Source organism: Bradyrhizobium sp. PMVTL-01, assembly GCF_051861855.1.
In the GTDB taxonomy this organism is placed as follows: Bacteria; Pseudomonadota; Alphaproteobacteria; order Rhizobiales; family Xanthobacteraceae; genus Bradyrhizobium.
Window position 1 is genome coordinate 3272494 of sequence record NZ_CP193982.1, and the last position, 13823, is coordinate 3286316.

The 13823-nt window shown below is 65.1% G+C and carries 13 protein-coding genes; 11 read left to right on the forward strand and 2 right to left on the reverse strand.

Annotated elements, in window-relative coordinates; translation table 11 throughout:
- Window positions 1–61 precede the first annotated feature (61 nt).
- Window positions 62–298, forward strand: a complete 237-nt coding sequence (locus tag ACRQ5Q_RS15395; RefSeq protein ID WP_439369246.1) for a hypothetical protein — start codon at window positions 62–64, stop codon at window positions 296–298.
- Window positions 299–1615: 1317 nt separating this feature from the next.
- Window positions 1616–2995, forward strand: coding sequence for a group II intron reverse transcriptase/maturase (gene ltrA, locus ACRQ5Q_RS15400; RefSeq protein WP_439368145.1), 1380 nt, complete (start codon window positions 1616–1618; stop codon window positions 2993–2995).
- Between the two features lie 280 nt (window positions 2996–3275).
- On the opposite strand, the gene fliP is transcribed toward ltrA, so the two are convergent.
- Complete coding sequence (gene fliP / locus ACRQ5Q_RS15405) at window positions 3276–4028, reverse strand: flagellar type III secretion system pore protein FliP (protein WP_439369245.1); 753 nt, start codon at window positions 4026–4028, stop codon at window positions 3276–3278.
- The gene (locus ACRQ5Q_RS15410; RefSeq protein ID WP_439369244.1) at window positions 4025–4999 is read right to left on the reverse strand and encodes a flagellar biosynthetic protein FliO; all 975 of its coding nucleotides are present in this window, start codon (window positions 4997–4999) and stop codon (window positions 4025–4027) included. Before ACRQ5Q_RS15410 ends, fliP begins: the two co-directional genes overlap by 4 nt.
- A gap of 346 nt (window positions 5000–5345) precedes the next feature.
- Between ACRQ5Q_RS15410 and flgB the strand changes: the two genes are divergently transcribed.
- From flgB to ACRQ5Q_RS15455, 9 genes are all read left to right on the forward strand, one after another.
- A complete protein-coding gene (gene flgB, locus ACRQ5Q_RS15415; protein WP_439369243.1) occupies window positions 5346–5750 on the forward strand; it encodes a flagellar basal body rod protein FlgB in 405 nt (134 codons plus the stop codon).
- Between the two features lie 15 nt (window positions 5751–5765).
- Window positions 5766–6191 (forward strand): flagellar basal body rod protein FlgC, encoded by a 426-nt coding sequence (gene flgC / locus ACRQ5Q_RS15420; protein ID WP_439369242.1) that lies wholly within the window; start codon window positions 5766–5768, stop codon window positions 6189–6191.
- Window positions 6192–6207: 16 nt separating this feature from the next.
- Complete coding sequence (gene fliE, locus ACRQ5Q_RS15425; RefSeq protein ID WP_008142413.1) at window positions 6208–6516, forward strand: flagellar hook-basal body complex protein FliE; 309 nt, start codon at window positions 6208–6210, stop codon at window positions 6514–6516.
- Window positions 6517–6685: 169 nt separating this feature from the next.
- Window positions 6686–6949: a flagellar biosynthesis protein FliQ gene (gene fliQ / locus ACRQ5Q_RS15430; protein ID WP_028180904.1), complete on the forward strand. Its 264-nt coding sequence runs from the start codon at window positions 6686–6688 to the stop codon at window positions 6947–6949.
- A 17-nt stretch (window positions 6950–6966) separates the two neighbouring features.
- Complete coding sequence (gene fliR, locus ACRQ5Q_RS15435; protein ID WP_439369241.1) at window positions 6967–7737, forward strand: flagellar biosynthetic protein FliR; 771 nt, start codon at window positions 6967–6969, stop codon at window positions 7735–7737.
- Window positions 7738–7744: 7 nt separating this feature from the next.
- Window positions 7745–8824 carry a flagellar biosynthesis protein FlhB gene (flhB, locus tag ACRQ5Q_RS15440; RefSeq protein ID WP_439398796.1) on the forward strand — a complete coding sequence of 360 codons (1080 nt, stop codon included), beginning with the start codon at window positions 7745–7747 and terminating at the stop codon, window positions 8822–8824.
- Window positions 8825–8978: 154 nt separating this feature from the next.
- Entirely contained in the window at window positions 8979–11567 is a 2589-nt protein-coding gene (cckA, locus tag ACRQ5Q_RS15445; protein WP_439398798.1) for a cell cycle histidine kinase CckA, read from the forward strand.
- 330 nt (window positions 11568–11897) lie between these two features.
- On the forward strand, window positions 11898–12911 hold the full coding sequence (locus ACRQ5Q_RS15450; protein ID WP_439398800.1) for a Tim44 domain-containing protein: 1014 nt from the start codon (window positions 11898–11900) through the stop codon (window positions 12909–12911).
- A gap of 145 nt (window positions 12912–13056) precedes the next feature.
- Window positions 13057–13737 carry a lectin gene (locus tag ACRQ5Q_RS15455; protein WP_439369235.1) on the forward strand — a complete coding sequence of 227 codons (681 nt, stop codon included), beginning with the start codon at window positions 13057–13059 and terminating at the stop codon, window positions 13735–13737.
- The last annotated feature ends 86 nt before the right edge of the window (window positions 13738–13823 follow it).

Below are 13823 nucleotides of genomic sequence, written 5' to 3' on the forward strand. Positions count from 1 at the left end.
CTCTCGACAGCTGCCGCGCGAGACGGCAACCTGCACGTCTTCATGCCTGGAGAGGGACGAAATGAGCAAGCCTGCCAAGACCGAAGCCGAACTCATCGCCATGGCGCGGGCCGAATTGAAGGCCCATATCGATGGCCCGGACGGCTTCGCCATCTCCATCGTTCGCGACGGCGACAGCTGGGAGTTCCGCGCGGACGCCGATCAGGAGACGCGTGACCAGCCCGGCTTCCCCGAAAGCGTCGCCATGCTGGTCCAGATCGGCGACCATCTCAGCAAGCAGTATGACGTGAAGGGGTAGGGGTCCCGCGCGAGGCGCGGCCGGTAACGTTGCCAGATACGCCGTCATTGCGAGCGCAGCGAAGCAATCCAGAATCTTTCCGCAGAGGCACTCTGGATTGCTTCGTCGCAAGGGCTCCTCGCAATGACGAGGAGAGAGGGGAGGTTATCGCTAGTTACGAGACGTGAAGGGGTAGGGGTCCCGCGCGAGGCGCGGCCGGTAACGTTGCCAGATACGCCGTCATTGCGAGCGCAGCGAAGCAATCCAGAATCTTTCCGCAGAGGCACTCTGGATTGCTTCGTCGCAAGGGCTCCTCGCAATGACGAGGAGAGAGCGGGAGGTTATCGCTAGTTACGAGACGTGAAGGGGTAGGGGTCCCGCGCGAGGCGCGGCCGGTAACGTTGCCAGATACGCCGTCATTGCGAGCGCAGCGAAGCAATCCAGAATCTTTCCGCAGAGGCACTCTGGATTGCTTCGTCGCAAGGGCGCCTCGCAATGACGAGGAGAGAGCGGGAGGTTATCGCTAGTTACGAGACGTGAAGGGGTAGGGGTCCCGCGCGAGGCACGGCCGGTAACGTTGCCAGATACGCCGTCATTGCGAGCGCAGCGAAGCAATCCAGAATCTTTCCGCAGAGGCACTCTGGATTGCTTCGTCGCAAGGGCTCCTCGCAATGACGAGGAGAGATCGGGAGGCTATCGCTAGTTACGAGACGTGAAGGGGTAGGGGTCCCGCGCGAGGCGCGGCCGGTAACGTTGCCAGATACGCCGTCATTGCGAGCGCAGCGAAGCAATCCAGAATCTTTCCGCAGAGGCACTCTGGATTGCTTGTGCGCCAGGCAAGCTGGCGTGGTCCAACCGGTGGAAGTCCGGTCCGGGTAAGCGGTAGCGAGCGCCCGGTAGTGAGTGTTGCGTGGCCGTCGGCAACGGCGGCTGCGAAGCGTACACAACGATGCTGTGGGGTGGGCTATTGAGCCGCGAAAGACAGAAACTCGCAGAGGCCGAGCCGGTAAGCAACGTCGAAGGCAACATGTGCGGCGCCGTTATGCGAGGCGCTGACGCTCTGCCGTGGTCGAAGACCCCATCACGCAGCAAAGGACCGCGTCGGAACCTGGGAGGTCCCGCATCTGACCGATGGCAACATGCCCCCAAGGTCCGCATCGGGAAGGCGAGGAGCCAAAGCCGATGACGAACGGATGCGGGAAGTCGGACGCGGCCGTAGTAGCGTCGAAGCCTGCGAACGAAGCGGAGCGATCCGCGGAGGAGTTGGTGGAGCGAAGGGCCGCGACCAAGGGGAATGCGGACCAGCAAAGCACGCCCCGGACGCCGAGCCGGACAAGCGTGACACAGGCGTTGGAACGCATACGGCGAACTGCAAGGGAAAGGAAGAAGGAGAGGTTCACTGCGCTGCTTCACCACATCACGCCTGAACTGCTCGAGGCGGAGTTCTTCGCGCTGAAGAAGCATGCCGCGCCGGGTGTGGACGGAATGATGTGGCGGGACTACGAGCAAGACCTCAAGGCCAATCTTGAGGACCTGCATGCTCGTGTTCACCGGGGAGCGTACCGGCCGCAGCCGTCGCGGCGGGTCCATATCCCGAAGCAGGATGGGCGGCAGCGACCGCTGGCGATTGCGTCCCTCGAGGACAAGATCGTTCAGCGGGCAACCGCTACGGTGCTCAACGCGATCTACGAGGAGGACTTCCTCGGGTTCTCGTATGGGTTCCGGCCCGGGCGCAGCGCGCACGATGCGATGGATGCGCTGCTGGTCGGAATCGAGAGCCGGCGGGTGAACTTCATTGTTGACGCCGATATCCGCTCGTTCTTCGACATGGTGGACCAGGAATGGCTCATCCGCTTCGTCGAACATCGGACCGGCGACCAGCGTATCATCCGTCTGATCCGCAAATGGCTCAAGGCGGGTGTTCTCGAAGAAGGAACGGTCAGGGTCAGCGAACAGGGGACGGCACAAGGGGCGGTGATCTCGCCGCTGCTTGCCAACATCTACCTGCACTATGCCCTCGATCTGTGGGCCGAACGCTTCAGACGGCGCGAGGCCGCGGGTGACATGATCATCGTGCGCTACGCTGACGACTTCATCGTCGGCTTCGAGCATGAGAATGAGGCCCGGCACTTCCTCGAAGAATTGCGCAAACGGCTGCAGGAGTTCGCGCTGTCACTGCACCCTGAGAAAACCCGGCTGATCGAGTTCGGACGTCATGCGGAGGACAACCGCAGGCGGCGCGGGCTCGGCAAGCCGGAGACCTTCAACTTCCTCGGCTTCACCTTCATCTGCAGCCGATCCAAGCAAGGCAAGTTCCAGATCAGGCGCAAGTCTCGCAAAGACCGCATGCGGGCGAAACTGCAAGCCGTGAAGCAGGGAATGCGACGGCGTATGCACCAGTCGGTGCTCGAACAGGGCAAATGGCTGCGGCAGGTCGTTACCGGGTACTTCAACTACCACGCGGTACCGACCAACAGCCGAGCGCTCAGCGCCTTCCGCTACTTCGTCACCGAACAATGGAGGCGGATGCTTCGGCGCCGCAGCCAGATTGACGGGACCACGTGGCAGCGGGTCGCGCGGCTTGCCTCCGACTTGCTCCCCAAGCCACAAATCCTCCATCCTTGGCCCCGAACACGCTTCACCGCTACTCACCCGAGGTGGGAGCCGTATGCGGGAAAGCCGCACGTACGGATCTGTGCGGGGGGCGCCCAGCAATGAGCGTCCCTACCGCGACCGTCGCAAGGGCTCCTCGCAATGACGAGGAGAGAGGGGAGGTTATCGCTAGTTACGAGACGTGAAGGGGTAGGGGTCCCGCGCGAGGCACGGCCGGTAACGTTGCCAGATACTCCGTCATTGCGAGCGCAGCGAAGCAATCCAGAATCTTTCCGCAGAGGCACTCTGGATTGCTTCGTCGCAAGGGCTCCTCGCAATGACGAGGAGAGAGCGGGAGGCTATCGCTAGTTACGAGAGGATGGGGCGCTGACGACCCCCGCGGTCGCTACCCTCCGTAGCTCTGCACCAAACTCCCCGCCACCAGCGACCAGCCGTCGACCAGGACGAAGAAGATCAGCTTGAACGGCAGCGAGATCGTCGCCGGCGGCAGCATCATCATGCCCATCGACATCAGCACCGAGGCGACGACCAGGTCGATGATCAGGAAGGGCAGGAACAAGAGGAAGCCGATCTCGAAGGCGCGCTTCAGCTCTGAGATCATGAAGGCGGGGATGAGGATGCGCAGGCCGAGGTCGTCGGCGGTGGCGGGCGGCGGCTCGCCGGAGAGGTCCAGGAACAGCTTGAGGTCCTTCTCGCGCACGTTCTTCTGCATGAAGCCGCGCAGGGGGACGGAGGCGCGCTGGAGCGCGTCCTCGACACTGACCTGGTTGGCGACGAGCGGACGGATGCCCTCGTCGTAGGATTTTTGCAGCACCGGCCCCATCACGAAAAAGGTGAGGAACATTGCGAGCGCAATGATCACCGAGTTCGGCGGCGCGGTCGCCGTGCCCATCGCGGTGCGCAGCAGCGACAGCACGACCACGATGCGCGTGAACGACGTCATCATGATCAGGATCGAGGGCGCGATCGACAGCACCGTGAGCAGCGCGATCAGCTGGATCGCGCGCTCGGTGACGCCGCCGCCCTGGCCGCCGAGATTGATGCTGATGTCCTGCGCATGCGCGGGCATCGCGAGCGAAGCCGCACCGACCAGGACAGAAAGGAAAAGAACTCTACGCGGTAGGGCCGGCAGCCTCACGAAGACGGCTTCGGACGGCCGAGCAGCGAGGCCATCTCGTCTTCCAGATTTTCAAAGCTGGTCTTCTCCGCGGCAGGTTTTGCCGGCGGGGCCGGGGACGCCGGCGGCTCGCTGCGTGCAACGCGGGCCGGAGCGACCGGCGGTTCCGGTGCAACTGGAGGGGCGACCGGTTCGCCGGCCGGGCGGCGCAGGGCTGCCTCTAGCCGCTGCGCCATTTCAGCAAGATTCTGCTCGGCGCTCGATGGCGTAGCGGCGGCGGGCGCCGGCGGCGGAACCGACGGGGCCGGCGGCACCAGCGGAGGCGGCGGCGCGGCTGCGCGCTCGGCGCGCACCGGCGGTATCTTTGCCGGTTCGCTCTGGCGCGGCGGGCGCGGCATCAGCGGCGGCTCGCTGCGGGCAATGCGCGGCGGCAGCGCTTCGGGCCGCGGCTCGCGCTCGGGACGCGGCGTCATAGGCTCCGGCGGAAAGCCGGGCAGGGCCGGCTCGCCGCGGCGTTCAGCCAAGGCGGGCGCGGGCCGGCGCAGTTCGTCGGCGAAGGACGGCCGCGCGGGCCGCGGCGGCGGCTCAGGCATCTGCGGTTCGGGTTGATCGAGCAGTTCTGGCCGTGGCGCTTCGTCGGCCCAGGCGCCGGCGTCGGGCATGGGGGCGAGGCGCGGCGGTTCGGCGGCGTTGGGGCGCTGCGGGAGCTGGTCGCGGCCGGCCGCGGCGCGCACGATATTGGGCTCGACGACGATGTCGGTCGGGCCGCCGATCATCAGGAGATGCTCGACATTGTCGCGCCGGACCAGCACCAGGCGGCGCCGGCCATCGACCGCGGCGGCATCGATCACCGCGAGCCGGGGCATCCGGCCGCGCTGGGTGTTGGCACCGATCCGATTGCCGGCGAATCGGCGAACCAGCCATGCAGCGACGCCGATCAACGCCAGAACGACGATGAACGCGACGATGAAGGTGATAGGGCTGCCTTGCATACTTGTCCCCGACAAAATGGCGCTGTTCTCGCGCCCGCGGTCAGCTGCGCCAACCACCGGCGTGCGATGCCCCGAACTGCGATTTCTTAACGTTCCACGGCAAGTTTTGCCGTCCCCAGCTCTTAATAACCTATGAATCGCTCGATCCAAAACGACTTTTGGTCCGTGCGTGGGCCGCCAAGCGGTTGGTTAATGCCGCTTTTTGATGCGTAGAATCACGGGATCGTAAGGTCGTGCCCCGCCGGGGGACACGTCCCGGCGGCAGCCTTAACCACCTGTTAACCATACAGGCGGCAAATTCTGCCTAGCTTCGGACACAGGTCCGACGGCGGAAGGAGCCGCAACGATGTCCATCAACGACCTCCCGGTGCTGTCGGCGCTTCGCACCAAGATGCAGTGGCACCAGGAGCGCCAGCGCGTCCTGTCCGAGAACGTCTCCAACTCCGATACGCCCAAATTCCGGCCGCGCGACCTGGTCGAGCCGAAGCTCGACAAATCGGGCGCCGTGACGGGCTCGATGGGCCCGCTGAAGATGGCCGTCACCAGCGCTTCCCACATGACGCCCCCTGGCGGAGCCTCCGGATTCGACCAGAACAAGAATGTGGGTTTCGAAACACGCCCCGCGGGCAATTCCGTCAATCTCGAAGAGGAGATGATGAAGTCCGCCAGCAACCAGATGGACTACGCGGCGGTGACCTCGCTCTATTCCAAGAGCCTGCATCTGCTCAAGACCGCGATCGGCAAGGGTTAGAGCTGGAGATAGATCATGGCGAATGACAGCAGCGACTTTGCCCGCTCGATGGCGATCGCGACCTCCGGCCTGCGCGCGCAGGCCGGACGCATGCGGGTGATCTCGGAAAACATCGCGAATGCGGATTCGACCTCGCAGACATCAGGCGGCGATCCCTACCGGCGCAAGGTTCCGACATTTTCCTCGGCGCTCGACCGCACGCTCGACGCGCAGGTCGTCACCCTCGGCAAGATCAAGCCCGACCAGTCCGCTTTCCGTGTCAGATACGAGCCGAACAATCCGGCTGCCGACGCGACCGGCAACGTCAAATATCCCAACGTGAACTCGGTGGTCGAGATGACCGACATGCGCGATGCGCAGCGGTCCTACGAGGCCAATCTCAACATCATCAGTGCGACGCGCCGGATGATCCAGCGCACGCTTGACATCCTCAAGAGCTGAACAGGACATTTAAACCATGGCATCACCGACAATCGCCGCCAACGCCTACGCCAACCTCGCCCGGGTGCTGGAGAACAGCGGTGCCGGCAAGGGAAGCGAAGCGAGCGGGCAATCCTTCGCCTCGCTGCTGAAAGACGCCGTCGGCAGCGTGATGGAATCCGGCCGCAAGTCCGACGCGCAGACGGTGGCGATGGCCGCCGGCAAGGCCAACGTGATGGACGTGGTGACGGCGGTGGCCGACACCGACGTTGCGGTGTCCACGCTGGTCTCGGTCCGCGACCGCGTGATCGCCGCGTATGAAGACATCATGAAGATGCCGATCTGATTTTTCGCGCTGGCGCTCGCCCCGATCGTCATTACGAGCGCAGCGAAGCAATCCAGAATTTCTCCGCGGCGGCAGTCTGGGTTGCTTCGCTTCGCTCGCAATGACGGGTAGGGAGCGTTCGTTCCTCGCCGGGGTGGCAGGGATGAAGGATGAACAAGGAATCTTGCAAATGACCGGACCCGAAACCCTCGACGTCGCGCGTGACGCGATCTGGACCATCGTGATCGTGTCCTCGCCGCTGATGGTGGTCGGGCTCGTCGTCGGCGTCATCGTGTCGCTGTTCCAGGCGCTGACGCAGATCCAGGAACAGACGCTGATCTACGTGCCGAAGATCCTGGCCATCTTTGCCACGATGCTATTGGCGCTGCCGTTCATGGCCGACTCGCTCCATGCCCACATGATGCGGATCTCGTCGCGAATCATCGGTGGCTGAGGCACAATGCGCGCACCATGCGCATCGACGTCTCGCTGCTGCCGGCGCTCGCCGCCTCCTTCATGCTCGCCTTCGCCCGGGTCGGCGCGATGGTGATGCTGCTGCCCGGCCTCGGCGAGACCAACATCCCGACGCGCATCAAGCTGTCGATCGCGCTGCTGCTGACGCTGATCATCCTGCCGCTGCATCGCAACGCCTACCACGTCGACATGGGGTCGCTGGCGCCGCTACTGGTGCTGATGCTGCATGAGATCGTGATCGGCATCGTGCTGGGCGCGACCGCCCGCGTGACGCTGTCGGCGCTCCAGGTCGCGGGCTCCGTGATCGCGCAGCAGATGGGACTCGGCTTCGTCACCTCGGTCGATCCGACGCAAGGACAGCAGGGTGTGCTGGTCGGCAACTTCCTGACCATGCTCGGGCTGACGCTGCTGTTCGCCACCGACAGCCATCACCTGGTGATCGCGGCGCTGAATGACAGCTATTCGATCTTCTCGCCGGGCGAGACCGTGTCGAGCGGCGACGTCGCCTCGCTGGCGACGCGCGCCTTCGCCGCCGCGTTCAGGCTTGGCTTGCAGCTCTCGGGGCCATTTTTGGTGTTCGGCCTCGTCTTCAATATCGGGCTAGGTGTGCTGGCGCGGCTGATGCCGCAGATGCAGGTCTATTTTGTCGGCGTGCCGCTGTCGATCTTCGCCGGCTTCCTGGTGCTGGCCGTGGTGCTCACCGCGATGATGGGCACGTATCTCGATTATTTCATCGGTGTCATGCACCAGATGATGCCGCTCAAGTGAGGGATCGATGGCGGAAGACAACGATCCAGAGAGTCAAACAGAAGACCCGACACAAAAGCGTCTCGACGACGCGCTCGAACGCGGCGACGTTGCCAAAAGCCAGGAGATCAACACCTGGTTCATGATCGCCGGCGGCACGCTGGTGGTCTCGACCTTCTCGGGCTCGGTCGGCAGCGGGCTTGTGACGCCGATGCGCAACCTGCTCGCCAATTCCTGGATGATCAAGACCGACGGCGGGAACCTGCTCAAGCTGATGCAGCAGATCGAAGTCGCCGTGCTCGCTGCGATCGGCGTGCCTCTCCTGATGCTGCTGCTGGCGGCGATCGCCGGCAACATGCTGCAGCACCGCCTGGTGTGGTCGGCCGAATCCCTCAAGCCTAAATTCAGCAAGATCTCTCCCGGCGCCGGCTTCAAGCGCATCTTCGGCAAGCAGGCCGCGGCGAACTTCCTCAAGGGCCTCGGCAAGCTGATCGGTCTCGGCGTGGTCATGACCATGATCCTGTGGCCGGAGCGGCATCGCATGGAGGCGATGGTCAGGCTCGATCCGGCCGCCATGCTCGGTGCCACGACCAGCCTGACCGTCCACCTGCTCGGCGCGGTGGTTGCGGCGCTCGCGATCGTCGCCATCGCCGACTATTTCTTCCAGTACCGCAGTTGGTTCCAGCGCCAGAAGATGTCGCTCCAGGAGATCAAGGAAGAGTTCAAGCAGTCCGAAGGCGATCCGCACATCAAGGGCAAGATCAGGCAACTCCGGCAGCAGCGCGCCAAGAAGCGCATGATGGCGGCGGTTCCCAAGGCCTCGGTCATCATCACCAACCCGACCCACTATTCGGTGGCGTTGTCCTACGAGCGCGGCATGTCGGCGCCGATCTGCGTCGCCAAGGGCGTCGACAACCTCGCCTTCAAGATCCGGGAGATCGCACGCGAGCACGACATTCCGATCGTCGAGAACGTTCCGCTGGCCCGCGCGCTCTATGCCACCGTCGACATCGACCAGGAAATCCCGACCGAGCACTACCATGCGGTCGCCGAGGTCATCGGCTACGTCATGCGGCTGAAGCAGGGATTCCGCGCCGGGCGTGGCTAAAACCCCCGAAAAGTATCTGAAATGGCTGTAATCTGGGAATCAGCGTACCTTTCAACCCTGCTGCCCTTGCGCCTGCAGGTCCTGATGAGGCAGGGAAGGCCCTGCGCGCGCGGCAGCGCGTTGATTCTCTGCCAACAGGCTGCGCCAGCTCGAGATGACTGCTGAGACCGACCACGACCTCACACGCGAGCCCGTTGCGGCGCACGAGCCGTCGCCGCGCTCGGGCAGCATTGCGCTGGTGCTGCTGGTGGCCGCCGGCCTCGTCGCTGTCGCCGTCGGGCTGATGACGCTCGGGCGCGCGCAGGCGCAGCCCTATATCCTCGGCATCCTCGCCGTGCTGGCGATGGTCGGCCTGTTCAACCTGTTCGCCTTTGCCGCCGGCATCATCCGCTTCACCGACCGCAATCTCGACGATCCCATCATTGGCCGCATCTCCGATCACGCGTTCGACGGGCTCGCCGTGACCGATGCGCGCGGACACGTGGTCTATTCCAATGCGGCCTATCTGACGCTGACCGGCGCCAGCGGCCCGCAGGACGTGCGCCCCGTCGAGCGCGTCTTCATCGGCAACCCCGACGTCTCCGAAGCCGTGTTCCGCCTGCTCAAGGCCGCCCGCGAGGGCAAGCGCCAGCAGGAGGAGGTGCGTATCTCCGGCCATGACGGCAACCAGGGCCGGTGGCTGCGCATGCGCGTGCGCCCGCTCGGCACCGGCAAGCGCGAGGCGAAATACGCGGTGTGGTCGATCGCCGACATCACCCGCGACCGCGAGCGCCAGGAGGACGTGTTCCAGGAGCTCCAGCACGCCATCGAGTATCTCGATCACGCGCCTTGCGGCTTCTTCTCGGTCAATCCGGCCGGCGAACTCGCCTATGTCAACGCGACGCTGGCGAACTGGCTCGACTACGACCTGGCCGAGATCGGCTCGGGCGGCTTGAAGCTGACCGACATCGTCTCGGGCGACGGCGCCTCCCTGCTCACCGCGATCGTGGCGGTGCCGGGTGAAGTCAAAACTGAAGTCTTCGACATCGACCTGCGCATGCGGACCGGCAAGACCATGCCGGTGCGGCTCTATCACAAGCTCGCCTTCGGCGCCGACGGCGCGCCGGGGCCGTCGCGTACCCTGGTCATCAGCCGCGCCCGCGACGAGCGCAGCGATCCCGATCGGGCCGCCGAAGTGCGCTTCATGCGCTTCTTCGACCATACGCCGATGGCGATCGCGACCGTCGATCGCGCCGGCAACGTTGTGCGTGCCAATGCCCGCTATGCCAAGCTCGGCCAGGCGCTCGGGCTCGACAGTGCCTCCAAGTCGATCTTCCGCGCGGTCAATTCGCGCGATCGTCACCTGCTGATCGCGGCCATCAATCAGGCCGCCGAAGGCCAGGCCGACATCGCTCCGGTCGAGGTGGCGCTGGAAGGGACCAAGGAACGCTGGGGCCAGTTCTTCGTCACGCCGGTGGATGCGGCCGAGAACGAGGCGGAAGCCGCCATCGTGCACATGCTCGAGACCACCGAGCGGCGCGCCCTGGAGAACCAGATCAACCAGTCGCAGAAGATGGAGACGGTGGGCCAGCTCGCCGGCGGCATCGCCCACGACTTCAACAACGTGCTCTCCGCCATCATGATGGCGAACGACTTCCTGCTGAACGCGCACAAGCCGACCGATCCGTCGTTCCAGGACATCATGCAGATCAAGCAGAACGCGACCCGCGCGGCGACCCTGGTGCGGCAGCTGCTGGCGTTCTCGCGCCGGCAGACGCTGCGGCCGCAGGTGCTCGATCTCGGCGATGCCTTGAGCGATCTCACCATGCTGCTGCGCCGGCTCATCGGCGAGAAGGTCAAGCTCGACCTGATCCACGGCCGCGACCTCTGGCCGGTGAAGGTCGACGTCTCCCAGTTCGAGCAGGTGATCGTCAACCTCGCGGTCAACGCGCGCGACGCGATGCCCGACGGCGGCAAGCTGATCATCCGCACCGTCAACGTCACCACGGAAGACGCCGGCAAGCTCGCCTACAAGGGCATGCCGGCGGCGGACTATGTCCGGATCGAGGTCGCCGACACCGGCACCGGCATTCCCGCCGACATTCGCGACAAGATTTTTGAGCCGTTCTTCTCGACGAAAGAGGTGGGTAAAGGCACCGGTCTCGGGCTCTCCACGGTCTACGGCATCGTCAAGCAGACCGGCGGTTTCATCTACGTCGATTCCGAGCCGGGGCAGGGCACCTCGTTCCACATCTTCCTGCCGCGCCATCACGCCGAGCCGGATGTGCAGGTCGAGCAGCCCGCAGCCGCGGCCAGCGCGACCAATGGCGCTGCGAAGGAAGCCGCGCCTGCCGCGCCGGCAGAGGCCAAGCCGCGCACCGATCTCACCGGGCAGGGCACGATCCTTCTCGTCGAGGACGAGGAGGGCCTGCGCGCCCTCAACGCCCGCGGCCTGCGCTCGCGCGGCTACACCGTGGTCGAGGCCGAGAACGGCGTCGAGGCCATGGAGGTGCTGGAGGAGCAGAGCGGCGCGATCGATCTCGTCGTTTCCGACGTCGTGATGCCGGAGATGGATGGCCCGACGCTGCTGAAGGCGATGCGGGAGAAGAACCCCGACATCAAGTTCATCTTCGTCTCCGGCTACGCCGAGGATGCTTTCGAGAAAAGCCTGCCCGAAGGCCAGCAGTTCGACTTCCTGCCAAAGCCGTTCACCCTCAGCCAGCTCGTGGCGGCGGTGAAGGAGACGATGACGAAGCAGGGGTGAGGGCGAGGGTCGGCACGCCGCGTCCTCCGTCGTTGCGAGCGAAGCGAAGCAATCCAGAAATGCATCCGCGGAGGGATTCTGGATTGCTTCGTCGCAAGGGCTCCTCGCAATGACGCGGTGAGAGAGCTGCGCCTCCAATGACGAGGAACAAGCTGAAATCCCGCCCCCTAGCCCACCGGTAACCGACGACCACGGTTCCCTCGGTGCACCCGGCCAAACCCCCGTCAAATATGGGCTTTTGCCCCATCCCCGCGACTGAGGGCCGCAGCCAGGGGGTCCGAAACCGGCTTCACTTTTCGGGAAGTCTGCCCATCTTAGGGGCACGTCCCCATGCCGGGGATTTGGGAAACGCACATGACTTTCTCGCAACGATCCCGCTCTCTCTTCAAGACGATCGCCGTCGTGCTGGCGCTCGCGCTGCCAACTGCGCTGGCGATCTCGTCCGCCGACGCGCGCGTCGGTGGCGGCATGTCGTCGGGTTCGCGCGGCTCGCGCACCTATTCGCCGCCGCCCTCGACCACGACCGCGCCGGGCTCGACCTCGCAGTTCAACCGTACCTACACCCAGCCGGGTGCAGGCATGAACTCGGCCGCGACCGCGCCGGCGCGCGGCGGCCTGTTCGGCCGCGGCGGCGGCTTCCTCGGCGGCCTTGCGGCCGGCTTCCTCGGCGCGGGCCTGCTCGGCATGCTGTTCGGCGGCGGCCTGTTCGGCGGCCTCGGCGGCCTGTCGTCGATCCTCGGTCTGATCATCCAGATCGTGCTCGTGGTGTTCGTGGTGCGGCTGGCGATGTCCTGGTGGCAGCGCCGCCACTCGCCTCAGGCGGCCTATGCCAATGCTGACGCAGGCAGTGGCCAGGGACCGCAGACGAACTATCGCGGCGGCCTCGGTGGCGGGCTTGGCGGTGGCCTCGGCGGCTTCGGCTTCGGCGCCAACAACGCGCCGCTCGAGATCAAGCCGGGTGACTATGAGGCGTTCGAGCGTCTGCTCGGCGAGATCCAGACCGCCTGGTCGAACGAGGACGTGGCCAAGCTGCACACGCTCGCGACGCCGGAGATGGTCTCCTATTTCGAGCAGGATCTTGCCCAGAACCGCGCGCGCAACGTCGTCAACAAGGTCACCAACGTGAAGCTGCTGCAGGGCGACCTCGCGGAAGCCTGGCGCGAAGGCGAGACCGACTACGCCACGGTGGCGCTGCGTTTCGCGCTCACCGACAAGACGGTGGACCGCAACACCGGCGCGATCGTCGCCGGCAGCGAGCAGCCGGGCGAGGCCACCGAGGTCTGGACCTTCGCCCGTCGCCCGAACGGCGGCTGGGAATTGTCGGCGATCCAGCAGACCAACTGATCGCGGACGAGATGAGGAACCAGGGCGTCGTGCTTCGGCACGGCGCCCTTTTTCTTTGGGCGTCTCGCAGCGCGGCATCGGAATAAGCGGGTGCCCCTCGGGTTCAAGTCAGACGGCTGACGAAAAATACAACTGGGAGGACAAGATGATCCGTATCGAGAGATCCGTGACGATTTCAGGGCTCGTGCTCGCGCTGGCCTTGCTCGCGGCGCCATCCGCGTACGCACAGTCGGCTGACATGACGTTCTTCGTGACCTCCAGCGGCCCGGGCAAGGGCGCCGATCTCGGCGGCCTGGAGGGAGGCGACGCGCAGTGCCAGAAGCTGGCCCAGGCCGCCGGCGCCGGGGCCAAAAACTGGCGCGCTTATCTGTCGACGCAGGCCGCCGACGGCAAGCCGGCCGTCAACGCCCGCGACCGCATCGGCAAGGGACCCTGGCAGAACGCCAAGGGTGCGGTGATCGCAAAGGACGTTGCCGACCTGCACAGCGCGGCCAACAATCTCACCAAGCAGACCGCGCTCAGCGAGAAGGGCGAGGTCATCAACGGCGCCGGCGACACGCCGAACCGGCACGACATCCTCACGGGATCGCAGGCCGACGGCACCGCTTTTGCCGCGGGTGACGACAAGACCTGCAAGAACTGGACGTCGAGCACGCAAGGCGCGGCGGTCGTCGGCCACGCCGATCGTAAGGGCCTGCGCGATGACGAGCCGTCGAAGTCCTGGAATAGCTCTCACCCCTCGCGGGGCCCGGATGGCGGCTGCTCGCAGGCCGATTTGAAGAGCACCGGTGGCGACGGGCTGCTGTATTGTTTCGCGGCGAATTGAGGCCCTGAGCTCTCTCCACCCGTCATTGCGAGGAACTCTTGCGACGAAGCCATCCAGACTGTCTTCGCAGAGGCATTTCTGGATTG

Bases quoted from the DNA above. Each gene is read 5' to 3' on its own strand.
- ACRQ5Q_RS15395 (WP_439369246.1), top strand. From the start codon at position 62: ATGAGCAAGCCTGCCAAGACCGAAGCCGAACTCATCGCCATGGCGCGG.
- ACRQ5Q_RS15410 (WP_439369244.1), bottom strand. From the start codon at position 4,999: ATGCAAGGCAGCCCTATCACCTTCATCGTCGCGTTCATCGTCGTTCTG.
- flgB (WP_439369243.1), top strand. From the start codon at position 5,346: ATGTCCATCAACGACCTCCCGGTGCTGTCGGCGCTTCGCACCAAGATG.
- flgC (WP_439369242.1), top strand. From the start codon at position 5,766: ATGGCGAATGACAGCAGCGACTTTGCCCGCTCGATGGCGATCGCGACC.
- fliE (WP_008142413.1), top strand. From the start codon at position 6,208: ATGGCATCACCGACAATCGCCGCCAACGCCTACGCCAACCTCGCCCGG.
- fliQ (WP_028180904.1), top strand. From the start codon at position 6,686: ATGACCGGACCCGAAACCCTCGACGTCGCGCGTGACGCGATCTGGACC.
- fliR (WP_439369241.1), top strand. From the start codon at position 6,967: ATGCGCATCGACGTCTCGCTGCTGCCGGCGCTCGCCGCCTCCTTCATG.
- flhB (WP_439398796.1), top strand. From the start codon at position 7,745: ATGGCGGAAGACAACGATCCAGAGAGTCAAACAGAAGACCCGACACAA.
- cckA (WP_439398798.1), top strand. From the start codon at position 8,979: ATGACTGCTGAGACCGACCACGACCTCACACGCGAGCCCGTTGCGGCG.
- ACRQ5Q_RS15450 (WP_439398800.1), top strand. From the start codon at position 11,898: ATGCCGGGGATTTGGGAAACGCACATGACTTTCTCGCAACGATCCCGC.
- ACRQ5Q_RS15455 (WP_439369235.1), top strand. From the start codon at position 13,057: ATGATCCGTATCGAGAGATCCGTGACGATTTCAGGGCTCGTGCTCGCG.